The sequence below is a fragment of the Flavobacterium arundinis genome, from assembly GCF_038289855.1.
GTDB classification, from domain to species: Bacteria; Bacteroidota; Bacteroidia; order Flavobacteriales; family Flavobacteriaceae; genus Flavobacterium; species Flavobacterium arundinis.
Genome location: NZ_JBBYHR010000011.1, coordinates 26,232 through 48,046, shown reverse-complemented (window position 1 = coordinate 48,046; position 21,815 = coordinate 26,232). Strand labels below are relative to the sequence as shown.

General features: G+C 44.2%; 21 protein-coding genes. 14 read left to right on the top strand and 7 right to left on the bottom strand.

The window, feature by feature from the left end:
- The first annotated feature begins 61 nt into the window (after positions 1-61).
- The 5 genes from AAEO56_RS17115 (at position 62) to AAEO56_RS17095 (ending at position 3,977) form a co-directional block, all read left to right on the top strand.
- On the top strand, positions 62-562 hold the full coding sequence (locus tag AAEO56_RS17115; RefSeq protein WP_341698293.1) for a F0F1 ATP synthase subunit B: 501 nt from the start codon (positions 62-64) through the stop codon (positions 560-562).
- An 8-nt stretch (positions 563-570) separates the two neighbouring features.
- Entirely contained in the window at positions 571-1,104 is a 534-nt protein-coding gene (atpH, locus tag AAEO56_RS17110) for an ATP synthase F1 subunit delta (protein ID WP_341698292.1), read from the top strand.
- Between the two features lie 37 nt (positions 1,105-1,141).
- A complete protein-coding gene (gene atpA / locus AAEO56_RS17105) occupies positions 1,142-2,716 on the top strand; it encodes a F0F1 ATP synthase subunit alpha (RefSeq protein ID WP_341698291.1) in 1,575 nt (524 codons plus the stop codon).
- A gap of 70 nt (positions 2,717-2,786) precedes the next feature.
- The gene (gene atpG / locus AAEO56_RS17100) at positions 2,787-3,650 is read left to right on the top strand and encodes an ATP synthase F1 subunit gamma (RefSeq protein ID WP_341698290.1); all 864 of its coding nucleotides are present in this window, start codon (positions 2,787-2,789) and stop codon (positions 3,648-3,650) included.
- Positions 3,651-3,740: 90 nt separating this feature from the next.
- Positions 3,741-3,977 carry a hypothetical protein gene (locus AAEO56_RS17095; RefSeq protein WP_341698289.1) on the top strand — a complete coding sequence of 79 codons (237 nt, stop codon included), beginning with the start codon at positions 3,741-3,743 and terminating at the stop codon, positions 3,975-3,977.
- On the opposite strand, the gene AAEO56_RS17090 is transcribed toward AAEO56_RS17095, so the two are convergent.
- Complete coding sequence (locus AAEO56_RS17090; RefSeq protein ID WP_341698288.1) at positions 3,957-6,026, bottom strand: prolyl oligopeptidase family serine peptidase; 2,070 nt, start codon at positions 6,024-6,026, stop codon at positions 3,957-3,959. The two genes, AAEO56_RS17095 and AAEO56_RS17090, sit on opposite strands and share 21 nt — an antisense overlap.
- Before the next feature lie 122 nt (positions 6,027-6,148).
- Between AAEO56_RS17090 and AAEO56_RS17085 the strand changes: the two genes are divergently transcribed.
- The 7 genes from AAEO56_RS17085 to AAEO56_RS17055 all read left to right on the top strand — a co-directional run bounded on the left by AAEO56_RS17085 (position 6,149) and on the right by AAEO56_RS17055 (position 13,482).
- A complete protein-coding gene (locus tag AAEO56_RS17085; protein ID WP_341698287.1) occupies positions 6,149-7,618 on the top strand; it encodes an oligosaccharide flippase family protein in 1,470 nt (489 codons plus the stop codon).
- A gap of 38 nt (positions 7,619-7,656) precedes the next feature.
- Positions 7,657-8,091 (top strand): dUTP diphosphatase, encoded by a 435-nt coding sequence (dut, locus tag AAEO56_RS17080; RefSeq protein WP_341698286.1) that lies wholly within the window; start codon positions 7,657-7,659, stop codon positions 8,089-8,091.
- A 15-nt stretch (positions 8,092-8,106) separates the two neighbouring features.
- A complete protein-coding gene (locus AAEO56_RS17075; protein ID WP_341698285.1) occupies positions 8,107-9,030 on the top strand; it encodes a tetratricopeptide repeat protein in 924 nt (307 codons plus the stop codon).
- 11 nt (positions 9,031-9,041) lie between these two features.
- The gene (locus tag AAEO56_RS17070; RefSeq protein WP_341698284.1) at positions 9,042-10,052 is read left to right on the top strand and encodes a sugar phosphate nucleotidyltransferase; all 1,011 of its coding nucleotides are present in this window, start codon (positions 9,042-9,044) and stop codon (positions 10,050-10,052) included.
- A 62-nt stretch (positions 10,053-10,114) separates the two neighbouring features.
- Positions 10,115-11,416, top strand: coding sequence for a tetratricopeptide repeat protein (locus AAEO56_RS17065; RefSeq protein ID WP_341698283.1), 1,302 nt, complete (start codon positions 10,115-10,117; stop codon positions 11,414-11,416).
- 19 nt (positions 11,417-11,435) lie between these two features.
- Positions 11,436-12,215, top strand: a complete 780-nt coding sequence (locus AAEO56_RS17060) for a DUF4292 domain-containing protein (RefSeq protein WP_341698282.1) — start codon at positions 11,436-11,438, stop codon at positions 12,213-12,215.
- Positions 12,216-12,228: 13 nt separating this feature from the next.
- The gene (locus AAEO56_RS17055) at positions 12,229-13,482 is read left to right on the top strand and encodes a murein hydrolase activator EnvC family protein (RefSeq protein ID WP_341698281.1); all 1,254 of its coding nucleotides are present in this window, start codon (positions 12,229-12,231) and stop codon (positions 13,480-13,482) included.
- A gap of 90 nt (positions 13,483-13,572) precedes the next feature.
- Here AAEO56_RS17055 and AAEO56_RS17050 read toward each other — a convergent pair whose 3' ends face one another.
- Together AAEO56_RS17050 and AAEO56_RS17045 are read right to left on the bottom strand one after the other, a co-directional pair.
- Positions 13,573-14,082 carry an acyl-CoA thioesterase gene (locus tag AAEO56_RS17050; protein WP_341698280.1) on the bottom strand — a complete coding sequence of 170 codons (510 nt, stop codon included), beginning with the start codon at positions 14,080-14,082 and terminating at the stop codon, positions 13,573-13,575.
- Between the two features lie 359 nt (positions 14,083-14,441).
- Positions 14,442-15,383 (bottom strand): HU domain-containing protein, encoded by a 942-nt coding sequence (locus AAEO56_RS17045; RefSeq protein WP_341698279.1) that lies wholly within the window; start codon positions 15,381-15,383, stop codon positions 14,442-14,444.
- Positions 15,384-15,483: 100 nt separating this feature from the next.
- Here AAEO56_RS17045 and dprA point away from each other — a divergent pair, with 100 nt between their 5' ends.
- Positions 15,484-16,587: a DNA-processing protein DprA gene (gene dprA, locus AAEO56_RS17040; RefSeq protein ID WP_341698278.1), complete on the top strand. Its 1,104-nt coding sequence runs from the start codon at positions 15,484-15,486 to the stop codon at positions 16,585-16,587.
- Positions 16,588-16,990: 403 nt separating this feature from the next.
- Here dprA and trpS read toward each other — a convergent pair whose 3' ends face one another.
- Positions 16,991-17,968, bottom strand: coding sequence for a tryptophan--tRNA ligase (trpS, locus tag AAEO56_RS17035; RefSeq protein WP_341698277.1), 978 nt, complete (start codon positions 17,966-17,968; stop codon positions 16,991-16,993).
- Between the two features lie 79 nt (positions 17,969-18,047).
- On the opposite strand from trpS, the gene AAEO56_RS17030 reads away from it, so the two are divergent.
- On the top strand, positions 18,048-18,794 hold the full coding sequence (locus tag AAEO56_RS17030; RefSeq protein WP_341698276.1) for a lysophospholipid acyltransferase family protein: 747 nt from the start codon (positions 18,048-18,050) through the stop codon (positions 18,792-18,794).
- 293 nt (positions 18,795-19,087) lie between these two features.
- On the opposite strand, the gene AAEO56_RS17025 is transcribed toward AAEO56_RS17030, so the two are convergent.
- From AAEO56_RS17025 to AAEO56_RS17015, 3 genes are read right to left on the bottom strand one after another with little or no spacing between them, the layout of a single operon-like run.
- The gene (locus AAEO56_RS17025) at positions 19,088-20,728 is read right to left on the bottom strand and encodes a hypothetical protein (protein WP_341698275.1); all 1,641 of its coding nucleotides are present in this window, start codon (positions 20,726-20,728) and stop codon (positions 19,088-19,090) included.
- Positions 20,725-21,267, bottom strand: a complete 543-nt coding sequence (locus tag AAEO56_RS17020) for an RNA polymerase sigma factor (RefSeq protein ID WP_341698274.1) — start codon at positions 21,265-21,267, stop codon at positions 20,725-20,727. The genes AAEO56_RS17025 and AAEO56_RS17020 overlap by 4 nt, the downstream gene beginning before the upstream one ends.
- Positions 21,268-21,286: 19 nt before the next feature.
- Positions 21,287-21,712, bottom strand: a complete 426-nt coding sequence (locus AAEO56_RS17015; protein WP_341698273.1) for a hypothetical protein — start codon at positions 21,710-21,712, stop codon at positions 21,287-21,289.
- Positions 21,713-21,815: the final 103 nt, after the last annotated feature.

Genomic DNA, 21,815 nt, shown 5'->3' with positions numbered 1-21,815 from the left:
TGGTTGTAACTATTGCTTCAATTAATTAAACAAAACTAATTAAGATACACATACTATAACTATGGAAAAGTTAATTGAGGATTTTTCATTCGGGTTGTTCTTTTGGCAGGTTTTACTATTTGTAGGCCTTATCATCGTACTAAAGATGGTAGCATGGAAACCTATCCTTAAGTCGGTAAACGACAGGGAGCAGGGAATTAAGGACGCATTGGCTTCTGCTGAAGCTGCCCGTAAAGAAATGCATAACCTTCAGGCGGATAACCAAAGGATCCTTCAGGAAGCGAGGCTTGAAAGGGATGCCATGATGAAGGAAGCACGCGAGATCAAAGAAAAAATGATCGCTGATGCCAAAGCGGAAGCTACGGCACAAGGCGAAAAAATGATAGAGCAGGCTAAAGCCGCCATTAACAGTGAGAAAAACGCTGCTATGGCAGAACTGAAAAACCAGGTAGCCGGCCTGTCACTTGAGATTGCAGAGAAATTGCTTAAAAACGAATTGTCGAACCAGGAAGCTCAAACCGCATTGGTTGAGAAAATGCTGGGCGACGTTAAATTAAACTAATCATCGTTATGACAGGTTCAAGAGCCGCAATACGATATGCCAAAGCGATACTGGAAATGAGCCAGGCTTCGGGAACTGCAGTGCAGGTAAGCGAAGATATGGCCCTTATGGCAGAAACACTTAAAGGCAACGCCGAGCTTAAAAGCTTTATCGGGAATCCTACTATTAAGGCGGATGTGAAAGAAGCTGCCCTTAAAGAAGTTTTTGCTGGAACGCAAAACATCACGCAGGGACTATTTCACCTTTTGCATGAAAACAAGAGGTTCAATATCCTTGAGCAAATTGCAATTGAGTACAAAGTACAGTTCGACGAGATGAACGGTGAGGAAGCAGCTACGGTTACTACGGCATTCCCTATCACTCCCGAACTTGAAGCCAAAGTGCTTGCTAAGGTAAAAGAGTTTTCGGATAAGAAGATAACTCTTAAGAATGTGGTTGACCCGTCTATCATAGGAGGGTTTATTCTTAGGATTGGCGATAAGCAGTTCAACGCTTCGGTGGCGAACGCGCTCCTTACATTAAAAAGAGAATTAAGTAATTAGTATTTTATCACACAACAGTGTTTAAATTATAGATCAGATGGCAGAAATTAAACCAGCTGAAATTTCAGCAATATTAAAGAAACAATTGTCCGGTTTTGAATCGGGTGCTACATTGGAAGAAGTGGGAACAGTTCTTAATGTAGGAGATGGTATTGCCCGTGTTTACGGACTTTCTAACGCACAGTATGGTGAGTTAGTACAGTTCGACAACGGGTTAGAGGCTATTGTATTGAACCTTGAAGAGGACAATGTGGGCGTAGTATTGCTTGGCCCTTCAACCGGTATCAGGGAAGGCTCTAATGTAAAAAGGACACAGCGTATCGCTTCACTTAAAACAGGTGAAGGTATCGTGGGCCGTGTTGTGGATACACTGGGTAACCCGATTGACGGTAAAGGCCCAATAAGCGGTGAGCTTTATGAAATGCCGCTTGAGCGTAAAGCTCCGGGTGTTATCTTCCGCCAGCCGGTAACTGAGCCGATGCAGACAGGTATCAAAGCGATCGATGCGATGATCCCGGTAGGACGTGGCCAGCGTGAGCTTGTTATTGGCGACCGCCAGACAGGTAAAACAACGGTTTGTATCGACACCATCCTGAACCAGAAAGAATTTTATGATGCAGGCAAACCTGTATTCTGTATATATGTAGCGGTTGGGCAAAAAGCTTCGACTGTTGCAGGTATCGCAAAAACATTAGAAGAAAAAGGCGCAATGGCTTATACCGTTATTGTTGCTGCAAATGCTTCTGACCCTGCACCGATGCAGGTTTATGCTCCGTTCGCAGGTGCTGCGATAGGTGAGTACTTCCGCGACACGGGCCGTCCTGCGCTTATCATCTATGATGATTTGTCAAAACAGGCTGTTGCTTACCGTGAGGTTTCCCTTCTACTAAGAAGGCCACCGGGCCGTGAGGCATATCCTGGTGACGTTTTCTACCTTCACTCAAGGCTTCTTGAGCGTGCTGCGAAAGTGATTGCCGATGACAACATTGCTAAAAATATGAACGACCTTCCGGAATCGTTAAGGCCAATCGTTAAAGGTGGCGGATCGCTTACAGCGCTTCCAATCATCGAAACACAGGCGGGTGACGTTTCTGCATATATCCCAACGAATGTGATCTCGATCACTGACGGACAGATATTCCTTGAATCTGACCTTTTCAACGCGGGTGTTCGCCCGGCCATCAACGTAGGTATCTCGGTATCGCGTGTAGGTGGTAACGCACAGATCAAGTCGATGAAGAAAGTTGCCGGTACGCTTAAGCTTGACCAGGCACAGTTCCGTGAGCTTGAGGCGTTCGCTAAGTTTGGTTCCGATCTTGATGCAGTTACTTTGAACGTAATTGAAAAAGGACGCAGGAACGTTGAGATCCTTAAGCAGGCAGTTAACGATCCGTTTACTGTAGAAGACCAGGTGGCAATTATCTATGCAGGTTCTAAAAACCTTCTTAGAAACGTACCGGTTAACAAGGTGAAAGAGTTCGAAAAAGACTATATAGAATATCTGAAAGCAACACACAAGGGTACCCTTGATGCGCTTAAAGCAGGTAAATTTACAGATGAGATCACAGATGTGCTTGAGAAAGCCGCGGCTGAGATCTCTGCAAAATACTAATGTATCAATTTAACAATGCGGCAATGTACCAATTGATACGTTGCTACATTGTTTCATTAAACAATTAACAATGGCAAACTTAAAGGAAATACGTAACAGGATTACTTCAGTTTCATCGACGATGCAGATCACGAGCGCGATGAAAATGGTGTCGGCAGCCAAGCTTAAAAAAGCACAGGATGCCATCACTGCCATGAGGCCTTATTCTGAAAAGCTTACCGAACTTTTGCAAAACCTTAGCGCAACGCTTGATAGCGACAACGGCGGCGTATTTGCTGAGCAACGTGCCGTAAACAAGGTGCTTATTGTTGCGATCACCTCCAACAGGGGATTGTGCGGCGCTTTCAATGCTAACGTAATGAAGCAGATAAAGAACCTTCAGGATGCATACGCAGGCAAAAAAGTTGACGTGCTTGCCATCGGTAAGAAAGGTAATGACGGCCTTAAGAAAACCTGCAATATCGTAGGCAACGAGAGCAGCCTGTTCGATACGCTTACATTTGAGAATGTGGCTAATGTTGCACAGTCGCTTATGGACAAGTTTGCAGCAGGCGATTACGACAAGATCGAAATTGTGTACAACCACTTTAAGAATGCTGCCACACAGATTGTGCTTACCGAGCAGTTCCTTCCGTTGGCCCCGGCTAAAACTACTGAGGCAGCTACAACGGCAACGGATTACATTTTTGAGCCATCAAAAGAAGAGATCGTAAAAAGCCTTGTGCCGCTTTCGCTAAAAACACAATTGTACAAAGCCATTCGTGACTCTTTTGCATCTGAGCATGGTGCACGTATGACGGCAATGCACAAAGCAACCGACAATGCCACTGATCTTAGGAACCAGCTGAAACTGACTTACAACAAAGCTCGCCAGGCTGCCATTACCAACGAGATCCTTGAGATCGTGGGTGGTGCCGAGGCATTAAATAATTAAGATTACAAACAAACATAGTTGAAGAAGGCTTCCTGAAAGGGGAGCCTTTTTTTGTGTTTTTATCATCTTTCAACGCACACATATTACAAAATGAAAAAAGAATACTGGGACGTAACCAACCAACAGGCTGTTGAAAAAGCGGGAGAAGACCTATTGGAATGGACCACTATCCTCGATGCGTTTAAAGCGATCGGGAAAAAGTCAAATGATGTAGTGGCCCACCTGCAGCAGGAATATGATGTACCGAGATATTGGGCACGGACGCTAACGACACATTTACCTGAAGCAGCAGTAAAAAAAGCGTTATTATTTCATAAGATGATATAACAGAAAGCTGTAAAATTCGGCAGCGTTTTTAGTGCGCTCATCATAGTTGGGCGATTTGTTATGGCCTGATCCACTTGTTTTTATATAAACCGGATTTTTTTGGACAGTCCTGTTTTGAAGCTTTGCGGCAAACTTATAAGACTGGAATGGTGGCACACGGTCATCATTTTCGCCGGTTATCAATAAGGTCACAGGATAGTTGACGTCTTCCTTTATCTTTTGATAAGGGGAGTAGGTAAGCATGGATTCATAATCTTCCTTAACGGCAGTATCACCGAATTCATCTTTATGATAGTTCCCCACAGTATATTGCATAGCTGAAGGTACATCTGTTACGCCCATTTCCGATATTATAACCTTAAACAGTTCCGGCCTTTGTGTCATAGCGCCTGTTGCCAGCAGCCCACCGTGGGACGCTCCTGTAAACGCAAGCCTGGCAGGCGATGTATATCTTTCAGCGATCAGGAATTCGGCGGCATCGACAACATCATTTATAGCATTTATCTTGCTCCTCCCTTGTCCTCCCGCATGCCACTTCAGCCCTTTTTCTCCACCGCCACGAACTTCTGCATACGCAAAAACGCCTCCCTGCTCAAGGAAATACAACAGCCCTGTATCATAGGCCGGTGTACTTATGCGTCCAAATCCGCCATAAGCTTTTAGCAATGTGGGATTATTCCCATCCATTGCCAGTCCCTTTTTATGTACAATGGTAATGGGGACATCTTTTCCATCGCGGCTTTTATAGGTTACGGTTTTGCTTTCAAAATGATCCAGAGGGAAAAGCGTTGGCTTTGGTTTGAATGTGGCAGAATAAAAAGGCTTGAACTCGCCGGTTTGCAGATTAAGCGTGTAGTTTTGAGGAGACAATGTATAAGAGCTCAGGCTCATGTAAAGGCAGTTGTTCTCTTCATTATAAAAGTACACCTTGCAGTCCATACCGGGTGGCAGGTCGTATTTGCGGATAAAATGGATATCCTTATCATAAACCGAAAGATGGTATTTGCCGGGTGTTTTATATTTGCAGACAACAAAGTCTGAAAATAATAACGTACTTGTGAGCAGCTGGTTATAAAATTGTGGAATAACCACTTTTTCATCAGTGCCATCCAGGTTCCTGGAGCGGAACTCACCCCAGTCATACTGTTGGGTGGAATAATAAAAGCGGCCCTTATAGTAATATTTAAAATCAAAGTCGGCCTCGACGTTAGAAATAAACCTGACAGGTGATCCCGACAGGCTGTCAAGGTGCAGGCGGTAATAATTCTTATTGTTCCCGTTGTTTATCTCCTCAGTGATGAACAGGTACTCGTCATTGACACCAAAACTAAAATGGCTGTTGGCAGCCGATGAATCAAATATTAATTTGTCTTCCTTCTGTGGCTTTCCTATAACATGATAATAGAGCTGGTATGTACTGTCTGCGGCAAACGCGGTCTTGTTTATATTATGTTTATAAAATATGCCCTCATCATTTTTCCACCGGATGCCGGAATATTTTATACCGGTAAGCACATCATCTTCAAACCGGTTTTTTTTCATATCAAGAAATTTGACATCATGCTTGTCGCCTCCGTTAGGGCTTATGCTGAATGCCAGATATGCGGAGTTAACCGAAGGGTAATAATTGATTACGAATGCCTTGCTATCATCATCGCTAAGCGGGTTAGGCAAAGGCTTTAGGGCACCGTCCGGCTTGTCCATGTAGTGGAGTTGTGGGGGTTTGCCGGGATTCATTCGCACCATTATGTAATAGTACTTCTCACGCTTCACAGGAAGCGCATAAGAAGAACCTGCATCATACTCCTTTATCTTTTTAGTGATCGCCTTTTGGGTATTTATTTCTTCGAGATGACTGGCAAAGAGCTTATTTTGCGCATCCACCCATGTCGCGGCATCTTTATCCTGCAATTCAAGCCACGTATAGTCATCAACATAAGAGATGCCATGCTTCGTAACCGCTGTAGGCGTTTTTTTGGTGGCCGGATAATTTTGCGCATTGGCAAAAAAACCGGTGCATAATAAAGTAAAAAGAAAAAGATATTTCATAGGGGGTAATATTCGGGCAAATATAATGTCTATTGGAGTAATAACGATGTAATAGGTTTTACTATTATGTAATTTCGTATTGCTTTAAAATTGTTACTTTTGTTACTAACTAAACAAACCACTTGAGCCTCTACAGAAACCTCTTTAAGCAAACCGCAATATATGGCATCGCGACAGTTGTGCCGCGGATGTTCAGCTTTTTGCTTACACCGCTATATACGCACCCTGATGTGATGGATAAAGCCGAATACGGGCAGGTGTCCATCATCTTCTCCTGGCTGGTGCTGTTCAACGTAATACTGGCTTATGGCATGGAAACTGCCTTTTTCAGGTTTTACAATACAGAGATTAAAAAGAAAGTGCTGAGTACCTCGACGATATCCCTGTTCTGGTCTACAATACTATTCCTTTGCGGGGCTTTATTGGCTCGGGATTTCCTTGCAAAAGCATCACACATCGATGTAGAATATATTACCTACACCATTTGGGTACTAGCACTTGATGCTCTTGTCATCATACCTTTTTCCAAACTACGGGCTGAAGGGAGGCCAATGTTTTATGCGTTGGTCAAAATAGGTAACGTTGCCTTAAACCTGGGACTCAACCTATTCTTCCTCCTGTACCTGCCGAAGCTGGCAGCATCGCATCCGGGCGGTTTTATGGCCAGTTTGTATGTTGAGGATTTTGCGGTAGGCTATGTTTTTGTTGCCAACATTATAGCCAGCCTGGTAACCCTGCTGGTACTATTGCCACATTATTTGAGGCTGTCCTGGCATTTCGATGCCGCGTTATGGAAAAGCATGATGAAATATTCCCTGCCGGTACTGGTGGCGGGTATGGCATTTGCTATTAACGAGAGCTTTGACAGGATATTATTGGGCTACATCCTTCCGGCGAATATTGCCGATAGCGAGGTAGGCGCCTATTCTGCATGTTATAAGCTGGCACTGTTCATGACCTTGTTCGGGACAGCGTTCCGGCTTGGTATAGAACCATTTTTCTTTAGCCATTCCGGCAGCGACAGCGCTGCGCAGACCTATGCAACGATCACGAAATACTTTGTTATTTTCGGTTCAGCGATATTGCTCGGAGTCGTTGTATTTGCCGATCTGCTAAAAGTCATCATCATACAGGATGAAACCTATTGGGAGGCAATGAAAGTCGTACCGCTGATCATACTGGCCAATTTCTTTCTTGGTATCTACCACAACCTTTCGGTATGGTACAAGCTTTCGGATAAGACTAAAATCGGAGCTTATATCTCGATCGTAGGCGCGGTTATAACACTGGCGCTGAACTTCGTATTGATACCTTACATCAGCTACATGGGTTCGGCCATTGCAACAATCGCGGCCTACGGCACCATGATGTTCATCTCCTGGAGGCTTGGCAACAAGTATTACCCGATACCGTATGACATGAAAAAGATAGCCCTTTACCTTGGGGTCTCGATAGGGCTTTCTGCAATAACATTCTACGTAGACATTTTGCGCGAAACGTATATTTTCGGTATCGCATCGCTCATCGGGTTTATGGCGCTTATTTATAAAAATGAAAAACAGGTACTTCAAAAGTTCCTGAAAAGGGGATAGCAGCATTAGAAAATAGAAATTAAAAAATATAAATAAGAATGACGGTTAAGATCATCAACAAATCATCGCACGCATTACCCAATTATGAAAGCATTGCTTCGGCAGGTATGGACCTGAGAGCCAACCTTGACGAGCCAATAGTGCTGTTGCCTTTGGGCAGGACGATTGTTAAGACAGGATTATTCATAGAGCTGCCTATAGGCTATGAAGCCCAGGTGCGTCCACGTAGCGGACTTGCTGCCAAGAAAGGGATAACAGTGCTTAACAGTCCAGGGACGGTTGATGCCGATTACCGTGGTGAAATTGGTGTAATTTTAGTAAATTTATCCAGTGAGGCCTTTACCATAGAAAATGGCGAGCGTATTGCCCAGCTGGTAATAGCAAAACATGAGCGCGCCGAATGGGAAGAAGTGGAAACGCTTACCGAAACAGTGCGTGGTGAAGGCGGCTTTGGGAGTACCGGAGTTAAGTAATTAAAGACACAATACATGAAAAATGACTTTCTATCCTGGTCTTGCTTTTTTGCGGTGCTGATAATGTGCGGTGCTGCTAGGTCGCAGGATAGTAGTGATAATGCCGCTATAAAGGCTCTTGCAGATAAGGCCTGCGAGTGTTCGGCTTCTATAAATGGTGCCCTGGCAAAAGAAAAGGTCATAGAAGAAATCAATTCATGTATCCGGAGGAACACACTCCTTAGTCAGCTTACTAAAGTAAACGAGGATTCTAAAAAATCGGAAGGCACAGGCGAAAAAAAAGAATATAACATAACCCTTGATGAAAACTTTAAGGAGATACAGGCCTATTTATATAAGAACTGTGTCGTTGTGCAAAAACTGATGGCGGGTACGGATCAGGTAGTGCTTTCTGAAAATAAAAAAGCAATGGCTTTTTATGAGGAAGGGCTGCAATATACAAATATAAAAAACTATGATATGGCTGTGGTAAGCTATAGCAAAGCGGTAAGTGCCGATCCAAAATTTGTTACCGCCTGGAACTATCTCGGGCTTAATTACCGTAGGCTTAATAAGTATTCCGAAGCCATTAAATGCTACCAAAAGTCTTTGGATATCAATCCGGAGGGAACTATGCCATTACAAAATATGGCTATAGCTTATGAATTGCTGAATGATGATAAAAAAGCAGCCGAAACCTATGTAGCCTTTACAATAAAGCATCCCACAGACCCTGAAGGTTACTTTGGCGCAGGGAGCATTTATTATAAAATGGAAGAATATGAAAAGGGAGTGGACTATATGTTCAGGGCATATAATTTATACAAGGAAGCCGAATCTCCTTATGTAAATGATGCGCTGGAAAATTTAAAACGATACTATGCCGACCTTAATCAGAAAGGCAAAAAGGATATTTTTATAACTGCTGCAAAAAACAATAACATAGATTTAAAAGAATAACCCCAAAGACAATGAAAATAATAGTACCTATGGCCGGCAGGGGCTCACGCCTGCGCCCTCACACATTAACTATCCCAAAACCGCTTATCCCTATTGCGGGAAAACCTATCGTACACCGTTTGGTGGAGGATATCGCCGGATTGATACACCAGGACCTTGAAGAAATAGCATTTATAATACATAAGGATTTTGGCCCCATAGTAGAAAAGGACCTGATCGCCATTGCTGAAAAGCTGGGCGCAAAAGGAACGATCTACTATCAGGAACAGCCGCTGGGTACGGCACATGCTATCATGAGCGCCAAAGAATCGATGAGCGGGCCGGTTGTGGTGGCTTATGCCGATACACTATTCAGGGCCGACTTTACGTTAGATACTTCAGCGGACAGTGTGATATGGGTGAAACAGGTAAATGACCCTTCTGCTTTTGGTGTGGTGAAGCTTAATGAAAAGAATGAGATCGTTGATTTTGTTGAGAAGCCAGCGGATTTTGTTTCGGACCTTGCGATCATAGGGATCTACTATTTCAAGAGTGGTGAAACGCTTCGTGACGAATTGCAGTACCTGCTTGACAACAATATAACAAAAGGCGGCGAGTACCAGCTTACCGATGGCCTTGAGAATATGAAAATAAAGGGCATGAAATTTGTTCCCGGTAAAGTGGACGAATGGATGGACTGTGGCAACAAAGCTGTTACAGTAGATACCAACACAAGGATGCTTGGATTTTTGCATGCTGATGGCGAGCACATGGTCGCAGATTCGGCAACGGTTGAGAACACAACCATCATCCCGCCATGCTATATAGGCGAGAATGTAGTGCTCAAGAATGCAACGGTAGGCCCGAATGTTTCTTTGGGAAATAAGACCGTGGTAGAAAACAGCACGATAAAAAACAGCCTGGTGCAAACGCACTCGGTAATAAAAAATGCAAACCTGGATAACGCCATGATAGGGAACTATGCCACATTCGATGGTAAGTTTACCCATATCAGCATCGGCGACTATTCGGTATTGGAATAACTAAATATTCGCTCCAACAACCCCTCTCCTTTGGAGAGGGGGCAAGGGGTGAGGCCACAAATATGAAAAAGATCCTTCTTTACGGTTTAGTGCTTTCAGGGACATTATTTAGTCCTCTCATCAGTCACGCGCAGGCAGAGCCTGATTCGCTCGCGCTGGCTAAAGACGAGTTCCAGGATAATTTCTATGAAGCATTAAAGCAAAAAGGGATCGAGAATTACGACAGGGCGATACAATCCCTTGAAAAATGTGTGGTAAAGGAACCGAACAATCCGGTACTATATAATGAGCTGGGAAAAAATTATCTGGGACTTAAAAATTATGCCGAAGCCGAAAAGGCATTCCTGAAAGCTACCCAGATCGACCCGAAGAACCGTTGGTACTGGCAGGGATTGTATGATGTATATTACGACACAAAAAATTATAACAAGTCCATTCCCGTTGTGCAGAAGCTGATGGAGTGGAAAAAGGATTTTTACCAGGAGGACCTGGTTTCGCTGTATATGTATACCCAGCAATTTGAAAAGGCGCTCGAGCTCATCAACGAGATGGAGGCAACGGTGGGCATGTCAGATAAAAGGGAAGCCTACAAAATGCAGATCCAGAACGACAGCAAATATAAAAAGCCACAGAAAGAGGCGCTTGAGGAAGCCATTAAGAAGAACCCGAAGGCCGAGTCCAATTACATCGATCTGATATACCTTTATTCGGAAAGCAACCAGGAAGCGAAAGCAGAGCAGGTGGCGAAACAGCTGGAGAAAGAGATACCGTCGTCCGATTGGGCACAGGTGAGCCTGTTCAAGTTTCACATCAGTAAAAATGAGGGCGATGCGGCAGCAGAATCGATGTTCCGTGTTTTGGGAAGCAAAAAAATAGACGGTAAGATAAAGCACAGGGTGCTGAACGAGTTCCTTATTTTTGCCAGTAGCAATCCGCAATATGCGCCACAGCTTGAAAAAGCCGTTGGGTATTTTGAAGACGATAAAAATGTAGACGTTGCAAAAGAGGTAGGCAAGTTCTTTTTCAATAAAAAGAAATACACCGAAGCTTCGAAATATTTTGAAAAGAGCCTTGGCAATAAGTCGGACGATATAGAAGCTATAGAGCTGCTCCTTTATACCTACGCCGAAAGCGGCAGGAATGATGAGCTTCTCAAAAAGTCGTCAGGCTACATTGACCTGTATCCTACCCATGCGCGGTTGTATTATTTTGCAGGGCTTGGCGCCAATGGGCTAGGGCAATATGCCAAAGCTAAGAAATGGCTCGAAGACGGGATAGACTTTGTAGTTGATGACAAGGCGCTCGAAGCCAGCTTTAAAAAGGAATTGACAACTGCAAAAAACGGCCAGGCTAAAACCAAATAATTGCGTTAGAAAAATTACAATGAGAAAGAGCATAGCAATACTTATAATAGCACTGGCATTTGCTTCCTGCAAAACAAAACAGGTAGTGGTGCCCGAGCAGGCAGTAACGGCCGAAAGCGCCAAATCAGTAAAAGAAGTGATAGATGGGCATAACAGGATACCTAAAGATTTTCAGACCCTGTACATAAAAGCAAATGCCAGTTACAAAGACAGCAAGCAGTCGCAGAATGTTACGGCCGAGATCAGGATCAAAAAAGGCGAGATGATATTGGTAAGCGTGCGTTTTTTAGGGATCACTATGGCGAAAGCGCTTATTACCCCAAAAAAAGTAAGCTACTACGAAAAGATAAACAATACCTATTTTGAAGGGAACTATGCTATGCTGAGCCGATGGCTGGGAACAGAGCTTGATTATAACAAGGTGGAAAATATGCTCCTTGGCGAAGCGCTGGATAACCTCGGAAAAGGCGATTATAAGTTTAGCGTCGAGAATGGGCAATACAAGCTACAGGGTAAAGAAGGCAAAAGCATTAATAAAGAATTCTTTTTTGAAGGTGCCAACTTCCTGCTTAAGAAACAAGTAGTCGCTCAGGGCGGGCAGGAACCCCGCAGCCTCGAGATACAATATCCCGCACACAAAGAATATCCGAAAGCGGTGCTTCCGGCAGAAATTAGGATTGAAGCTGAGCAAAAGGACAGGGTGAATATAAAAATTGAGTACAATACGGTTACCTTTGATGAGAAACTTTCGTTCCCCTATGATGTCCCCGAAGGTTACGAACAGATATTTATAGATTAACCAGACAATAAAAATGACCAGATTCTTCCTTACTATTCTCCTTATCGGATGCACCACTTTGAGTTGGGGCCAGACTGACCAGCAGAAAAAGCTGGAGCAGCGGAAAGCCCAGATCCTTAAAGAAATGAAAACGCTCCAGGGGCTTGTGAACTCGGAAAGTAAGAAGGAAAAAACTGTCGTAAGCAAGATCTCGGAAAATATTGCCAAAATAAAGCTCAGCGAAAAACTCATCAATACTACACAGAAGCAAACCAAATTGCTTACAGATGATATTTATACAAACCAGTTGAAAATAAACAAGCTCAACAGGGAGCTTAAATTGCTAAAGGAAGATTATGCCAACATGGTGGTAAGGGCTTACAAGAACCGTTCGGAGCAGAGCCGCATTATGTTTATCCTGTCTTCCCAGGATTTCCTGCAGGCCTATAAAAGGGTACAGTATATGAAGCAATATGCCAGCTTCAGGAAAATACAAGGAGACGAAATACGCAACAAAACCCTCCAGCTTGAAGAACTAAATCGCACGCTTGGCGGACAGAAAACAGCAAAAGAAACGTTGCTTACCCAAAGCGAACAGGAAAAGGAAAAACTAAAAAAGGACAAAGAGGAGCAGGAGAAGCTTGTAAAAGCGATACAGAAGGACAAGAAAAAATATGCCGGCGAAATCAAAAAGATGCAGGCAGAAGCCAAGGATATCGACAAGAAGATCGACAAGATGATCAAGGATGCGATTGCCGAAGCCAACAGGAAAGCCGCTGCCAAAGCAACCACTGTAGCAGAGAAAAAAGAAATTGCAGCTGCGGTAAAAGCCGAGCCGAACAAAATTGCGCTTACCAAAGAAGGCAGGCTGATAGCGGATAATTTCAAGGCAAACAAAGGCAGGCTGCCATGGCCGGTTAAGGAAGGCTATATATCGGTGCCTTATGGCGACCAGCCGCACCCACTTGATAAGACTCTTAAAATACATAACAGCGGTATCGATATTACCACCAATCCGGGAACTTCGGTACGGGCGGTATTTGGTGGCGAAGTAGGAAAGATACAGCTGATCCAGGGATCTATGAATAAGATTGTGTACATACAGCACGGTAACTACCTTACAGTATATTACAACCTTGCAAGCATCAATGTAAAGTCGGGCGATAAGGTAAATGCCAATGAAACTATAGGTACCGTAGCCACAAGCCCATCGGGTAAAACCGTACTTAAATTCTGCGTAATGCAGAATACCACAAGCCTCAACCCTTCATCATGGGTTGTTCAATAGGTAAATTGATATATCCCGGGATTATACTAATTTCACAATTACATTTGTGCTGATTAGTATAATTCCGGGCTATTATATTTCAATACTATATTACTGAAATAATGCCTTCAGCTCTGTAGCATCGTGCGGGCTCATTTTACCGGCAAGTACAAGGCTCAGCTGCTTCCTGCGAAGCGCGGCTTCAAAGCGTTGTTTTTCGAGTTCGGTTTGCGGTTCTATAGGGGGGACTTCTACAGGGCGGCCGGTTTCATCAACTGCAACGAAAGTGTATATGGCCTCATTGGCTTTGGCCCTTGTGCCCGATTCGCGGTCTTCCGTCCACACATCTATAAATATTTCCATCGACGATTTAAAAGTGCGCGATACTTTCGCCTCAACAGTAACCACACTTCCCAAAGGAATGGCACGGTTAAAGGCCACGTGGTTAACCGATGCCGTTACCGTAATGCGGCGCGAGTGTCTGCGTGCGGCAATACTGGCGGCGCGGTCCATACGGGCAAGGAGCTCACCCCCGAAAAGGTTATTCAATGGGTTGGTTTCACCCGGCAGCACCAGGTCGGTCATGATACAAGCGGAATCAGAAGGATATTTTGGCTGCATTGTTTTTTTTTGGCAAAGATAGTACAGAAGAAAAGAAAATTCCATTGAATACAGGACGGATTATTGGTAAACCCATCATAAAAAATAAGCCACGAATTACACTAATTTTCACAAATTTAAAATAGGTGAACTTTACCTGTCTCTTAAACTCGGTGGAAAAGAGAATAAAAATTTGTGGAAATTTGTGTAATTCGTGGCTAAACATTCCTAGAACGAACGTAGTGCGTTTACCCTGAGGGATGGATTTTTATCCGCTTTGTGAAATCCGTAATAAAGTTGCTTTACGTCCTCCTCCCCTGTCTAAAGGAGAGGGGCCGGGGGTGAGGCCTATAAAAAATCCCCCTTACGGAGGATTGATTTTATAATTCTTTTACCAGAAGCCAGGCTTCCTTATTTACGGTGCGGTGTATTTCGTTCATGTTTTCATGCGCCTCGGCATAGGTGGCAAAGCTGCCATATACTACCGGATACAATCCGAACTTATTCTTCTCTATCATGCGGGCCTTAAAGCCTTTTTCTATTAGCTGCTGTACTGCCTTTTGGGCATTGGCTTCGCTTTTAAATGCGCCTGCAACTACGTGGTATGGCAATACTTTATATTCCTCTTTCACCGGAAGCTTTACGGCCGGCATCGGGTTCTCTATAAAGAAAGTAGCCTGCTGAATCTTCTGCTGTACTTTTTCCTGTACGGCATTTTCCACAAGCAGCGTCTGGGTCGCAACTTCATTGTCGCGGTACATTTTGAAGCCTGCCCCGCCAACAGATGCCATTAGAACAAACACTGCGGCATATTTCAGGTACGAATAATCCTTTTTCCTTTCCGGTGTAAATATAACCGGCGCCAATTCTTCAATAGCTTCGGCCTGCTGTTTGTACACTTCCCTTTTAACGGCTGGAGATACAACGGCGGTTAAACCAAAAGCATCCGTAAAGTAATTGATGGGTGTATCGGGAGCAAAAACAAGGCTGCCTTCAAGGTTGCAGGACATCTCGCCAAGGTTCTTTAGCCCGAGGGTTTCCCTTTGCGAAAGCCTGGAAAGCCATGTGTCTACAACCTGTTCGATGTTGGCCACAGCCTGTGTGTAAGAAATTTTTTCCTGCAATGCGATATGGTTGGCCAAAAGCCCGTCATTATTTTTTAAATTCGCATTGAATGAAATTAGTTTTTTAGGAGGATAGAAGGTATTTGCGGCAGTATCCAGCTGTGCGGTGCGGATTTCGGTAAGGAATGCGCCGAAGCCCGGAACGGTAACGCACTGGTAGCGATATAATAAAGCCGATATATGTTTTTCTATCATCATAGAAACAAAATTAACCATTCACGGGTGAAACCAAAATTTTATCCACAAATTTTATTAACAATGCCAAAAGAATTGAATAAACGCCTGTAAAACTGTATTAATGACTGATAACGAATTACTTAACACCCTTGCCCTTCTGCGTGTAGAAGGTGTGGGAGATATAGTCGCCAAACGGCTGATAAACCATTGCGGCTCGGCCGAAGGGGTCTTCAATGCAAAGAGATCACAAATCCTGGCTATAGAAGGGATTGGCGAGATACTTTATAACAACCTGAAAAACAAGAATGTATTTGCATTGGCAGAAGCCGAAGTGAAATTCATTAAAACTTCTGGAACAATGCCACTCTTTTATCTTGAGGCGGATTATCCCGAAAGACTAAAGCACTGCATAGACGGCCCGGTGCTGTTGTTCTCTTCAGGCAACATCAACCTGCAAAGCCGCAAAACCATCAGCATTGTTGGCACACGCCAAATGACTTCTTATGGCGCTGACTTCTGTCGTAAGTTACTTGAAGATCTTGCACCACTTGACCCTGTAATAATTAGCGGATTTGCCTATGGGGTAGACATCCACGCCCACACGATTGCCATGGAGCAAAACCTGCAAACGATAGGTGTAGTAGCGCATGGCCTTAATCAGGTCTACCCGAAAGTACACAAGAAATATGTGGCAAAGATGGAAGAGAATGGCGGATTCTTTACCGAATTCTGGAGCACTTCCAATCCCGATAAAGAAAATTTTGTAAGGCGCAACCGTATTGTAGCCGGACTGTCGGAGGCTACGGTCATTATAGAAAGCGCAGACAGGGGAGGCTCGCTGATTACCGCCAATATTGCCAACGATTATAACCGTGATGTTTTTGCCGTACCGGGCCGCGTGACCGACAAATACAGTATGGGCTGCAACAACCTTATAAAAAGCCAGCGCGCCAACCTGCTCACCAGTGCCGCCGACCTAATATACATGCTCAACTGGGAACTGGAGGATAAAAAGTCAAAACCCGTACAGAAACAACTTTTCGTAATGCTGGAGGCCGAAGAACAAAAAGTCTATGACTACCTTCAAAAAAAGGGCAAAGAACTTATGGATATAATTGCGCTCGAATGCGAAATGCCCATCTTCAGGCTTTCCTCATTACTATTAACTATGGAACTCAAAGGGGTCATCAGGCCGCTGCCGGGGAAACTGTTTGAAGCTATATGATAGTTCCAGTCGCAATCGCAGTTTTCAGTCTTGTCCCGTTTGTCATTCCGAACGCAGCTTGCGGAGTTGAGGAATCTCTATTAGATAACAAAATACACTACCATCACCTGTCTTTGCGAGGAGGAACGACGAAGCAATCTTTCTAAGAAGCGAAAGGCCAGTGCTTTTCAGCCAACCATGTTCCTGCTGTCCGCTATATCCCTCCTGCGTCGGGGATGCCGCTTTCATCAGGGCTAAGGAAGAAGCTTTTGGCTTCTTTGTTGGCTTTGAGATTCTTCACTCCGCAAGCTGCGTTCAGAATGACAAATAAAAAGACCCTAATGATTTTAACCATTAGGGTCTTTACATAATTGCGTTCAACTAAAAACCGAAACCACGATTGCGGCTAATTCCCCTTTGGGGGTTAGGGGGCCTCGTACCCCAGTTTCTCCCTTACCCTTGCTAATACGCCATTCGCTACAATAGCAGCCTTCGCAGCGCCTGCCTTAAGGGCAGAATCCACTTCAGGGAGGTTGGCCATGTAGTAAGAATATTTTTCACGCTCGGTTTTAAAGGTTTCTGTTATGAGTTCAAACAGTGCCTGTTTGGCATGGCCGTAGCCATAATTGCCGCCGGTGTAATTCGCTCTCATAGCTTCAATCTGTTCAGCTGATGCCAATAACTTATAAAGCGCAAACACATTATCGGTGTCCGGATTTTTAGGGTCTTCCAGTGGTGTACTGTCGGTCTGGATGCCCATTACCTGCTTGCGCAGCGCTTTATCATCCAGGAATATATTGATGAAGTTATTGCGCGACTTGCTCATCTTTTCACCATCGGTACCGGGAACTATTTTTGTGTCATCACTGCTTATAGGTTCCGGCAGTACGAATGTTTCACCCATTTGGTGGTTAAAACGCGATGCCACATCCCTGGTGATCTCTATGTGCTGTAACTGGTCTTTACCTACAGGAACGAAGTTGGCATCATACAACAATATATCTGCCGCCATAAGCATCGGGTAGGTAAACAAGCCTGCATTCACATCTTCCAGCCTGTCGGCTTTATCCTTAAAAGAATGGGCCAGCGTTAGCCTTTGGAAAGGGAAAAAGCAGCTCAAATACCACGACAGCTCAGCCGTTTGCGGCACATCACTTTGGCGGTAAAATACCACCTTATTAATGTCAAGCCCGCAGGCAAGCCAGGTGGCAGCCACGCTGTAGGTATTTTCACGAAGTGTTTTGCCATCCTTGATCTGCGTAGCAGAATGAAGGTCGGCTATAAAAAGGAAGGACTCATTTTCAGGATTGTTAGCCATTGCTATGGCCGGAATGATTGCGCCCAAAAGGTTGCCGAGATGCGGGGTGCCGGTGCTTTGTATGCCGGTTAGTATTTTTGCCATCGTAACAGTGATCTGAATTTTGTACAAAGGTAAGGGTTTTGGGTAAAACATAGGAATTGAATTCTTACATTTGGCAGGTATGAAAATAGTGCGGTATATATTATGGACGCTGTGGCGGATTTGGTTTTACATCCTTATGGGTGTACCCATTATTATATTGTCGCCACTGCTCATACTTTCCATCCTCTCGGAGAAAACATATCCGCAGTTTTTCATCCTTGCGCGCTTTTGGGCCAAACTTATCCTTTTTGGGATGGGCTTACCCTATACTGTAGAGCGCGAACAGGAACTCGAAAAAGGTAAAAGCTACATGCTGGTTGCCAACCACACATCTATGACCGATATTATGCTGATGCTGGCGATAACCAAAAACCCGTTTGTATTTGTCGGTAAAAAAGAACTTGCCAAAATACCCATCTTCGGGTTTTTCTATAAGCGTACCTGCATATTAGTGGACAGAAACAGTTCCAAAAGCCGGTTCGAAGTATTCAAACGCGCGCAGCTGAGGCTTGAGCAGGGGCTTAGCATTTGCATATTCCCGGAGGGTGGGGTGCCGGATGATGAAATCGTGATGCTCGACGAGTTCAAGGATGGAGCTTTCCGTTTGGCAATAGAGCACCAGATACCGATTGTACCTATGACGTTTCCTGACAATAAGAAGCGGTTCTCTTTTAAATTCTTCAGTGGCAGCCCGGGCAGGATGCGTGCCAAGGTTCACACTTTCGTTGAAACCAAAGGCCTGACTTTAGAGGATAAAAAAGGGCTGAAGGATAAAGTGCGCCAGATCATTTACAGGCAATTGCTGAAATTTTCGAAAAAGTTATAGGCGCAGTTAAATCGTATTTTAAATATTTAAGTATCTCATATCTGTTTTACGTCCTGCTCCCCTCTCCTTTGGAAAGGGGGTGGGGTGAGGCCCTTGCGCGAGGGATGGAAGCGGCATCCTCCCGGCGAAGCAAGGGAGATAGAGCGTACAGCCCGGCCACGGCGTTGGAAGCAGCAGGGGTGTGGCGCGCCCAAAAAATTATTTTCTTTATTGCCCTTTGTGAAGATAAAAAAAGCGCCCCGTTCCCGGAGCGCTGATGAACTACCTAAAAAGTCTTAAGCTAACCAACAAGCTTAAAAACTAAAACTTATGCCTGAGTAAAGGCCGATAAAGTACGGCTTAAAGTTACCCGCATCCCTGCTGTAGGCATTGACCTGGTATTTAAACGTAGGTTCAAAATTAGCCTGGAACGATTTCCAGAAACGGTATTTAAAACCCAGGCCGACATTAGTACTAAAATGTATGCTGTTAAGGTTTTGCGCTTCGCCCACTTCGGTACTATAACCCTGTGTGGAAACTACGCTCACATTATTCTCGTTAAGGAAGAGTGTACTCACACCCCCAATAAGGTCGATGCCAAATTTACGGTTTACCAACGCATACGACATTTCTACAGGCACTTCAATGTAGCCTGTCCTCTGCACCATGGAGCCGTTGAAACTTTGGCTTGACAAGGAACCTAATGCAATATTTGGATTTTCCGGGACAGAATTTCGTGGTGTTACTACTATATTTGCTGTTTTGGCATTTGTCGAAACATTGTTGGTCTGCTCATTGAGCGATGCGCTAAACTGTATATCGTTGGTCGAATAATTAAGGTTTACGGTATTAATGCCCGAACGTATGGAAAGCCTGTCGTTTACTGCGTAATCGATACCTATACCGTAGCTCAGGTCATTATTGAAACTTTTGCTGTTACCGGCAAATTCGCCGTCTATCGGCGAACCTTGCGACAGTGAATTATAAAACACGGGTGCTACCTGTGGCTTGATGTTCCATTTGCCGCCACTATTTTCGGCCACAGCTTTTTCTTCGTCAGGTTTGCCCTTTAGTTTGTCCTGCAATAGTTTTTCAAGCTCATTTTCCGGAAGCAGGGCCGAAGTGGTATCCACAGGAGTTTCGGCTATGGCTTCGTCTATAGGGATATCTTTTTTAATGATCCCGCTTTCCTGTCCTGAATTATTTGGAATAACGGTGTTTTGAGATTCCGGTTGCTTGTAAGGGTTTTTACCAGTTCCGGCTGCCACCGCATTCCCACTGTTTCCTGATTTTCCCGCAAGGTCCTGTATTTCCTGTATGGTATTATTGCTATTGCTTTTTCCGGGTTTGTTTTTTTGCGCGGCAGGATTATGGGCAACGGCTCCATTGTTGTGTGCGCCTGCCGCCTGCCTTATGTTTTTATTGTGTGTGTTAGTGTTACGCTTATTATTTCCCGTTGTTCCCGATTTATCATCATGGGCTACAGCATTAGTATTGTTTTCAAAGGCAGTGCTTCCGTGTTTTTTGGCTCCGGCTGCAGGAGCGCCTGTGCTCTCTGTAGTATTTGTTTTGTGATCGCCTTTATTCCCTGACGCATCATCTCCCGATGCCACAGCCGAATTTGCACCATCTTTATTTTTTTGGCTGCCGCCAATAATTGTCTCGTGGTTCTGTACCGGATTATCGGTAGGATAAATACGTTTGTTGCCATTTTTATCTATCACAACCGGATTATCATTGGAGTCAATGCCGCTATAGTAGGGTGACATAAAAAATGTTCCCGCAACTAAAACCGCTGCCACACCCGAAAGCCTTATCCACAATGGGATAACCCTTCTTTTTTTCTTTTCCCGGAGCACTTCCTCAATGTTTTCCCAAACAAATTCAGGAGGCGCCGCTTCAAAGTCCTTGAACTTCTCCCGGAATAGTCTGTCTATGTTCTTTTGTTCATTCATTTTGCTGAAGGTAAACTATTTCCCTGCTGCGTTTCAATTTTTTCCTTTAATATCATTCTCGCCCGTGCGAGGTTCGATTTCGAAGTGCCGTCGGTAATGCCCAGCATCTCTGCAATCTCTTTGTGCGAATACCCGTCTATCACATACAGGTTGAAAACCATCCGGTACCTGTCCGGCAGTGCCTGTATTATAGCGACCAGGAACTCCATGCTTACCGATTCTTCTTCAATTTCTATATCGGGTTCGTCGGGAATGTTTTCACTAACGATCTCAAAAACCCCCTCTGTGCGGTACCGCTGTAACACGTTATTCACCATCACTCTCTTTGCCCACCCTTCAAAGGACCCTTTAAACTGGTACTGGCCTATTTTCTTAAATATAAGCAGGAAGCCATCCTGAAGGCTGTCCTGTGCATCCTCATAATTGCGCGAATACTTGAGGCACACCGCAAACAGCTTTGTGGCAAATAGCCTGTATAACTGTTCCTGTGCCTTTATGCTGTCCTTCTGACAATCCTGTATGAGTTGCTCTAACCCCAATGAGTTCCATTTATTTGGTTTATTGATGGACTGGTACTTCTATTTCAAGAAATTGCTGATTGCCCTGCGCGTCATCGCCCTTATAAAATTTAAAGAGGTAACTGGTGCCGGCATAGGTAGAAGAACAGGTAAAATCAAATGAAGACTCATCCGGTTCCAACCCGTCCAAAGGTGCGCATTGCGCATCTTCTATAACAAGGGTTTGTACGGCTATAATCTCTGCCGAAGTGTTATTGGGATCATGGTAAAAACCATCAAAATAGTGGCAATCATTGGGCCTTTTGTATTTTACCTTAATCTCATACGTTTGTCCGAATATCATTTCTTCCGGCATTTCCACGCTTATTACAGGTACAAATGCCACATGGAATTTTAGGGTATCAGGTTCATCGGTACAGGCGACTGCTATACCTATTACAGCAAGCAATACTAACAGCTTTTTCATAAATCGTTTCTAAATATAATTTCCACTTATGTTCTTTAGATGCAGGAAACCGGTAAAGGTTGCGTATTAAGCAAAAAAAACCCGAAAAAATCGGGTTTTAATT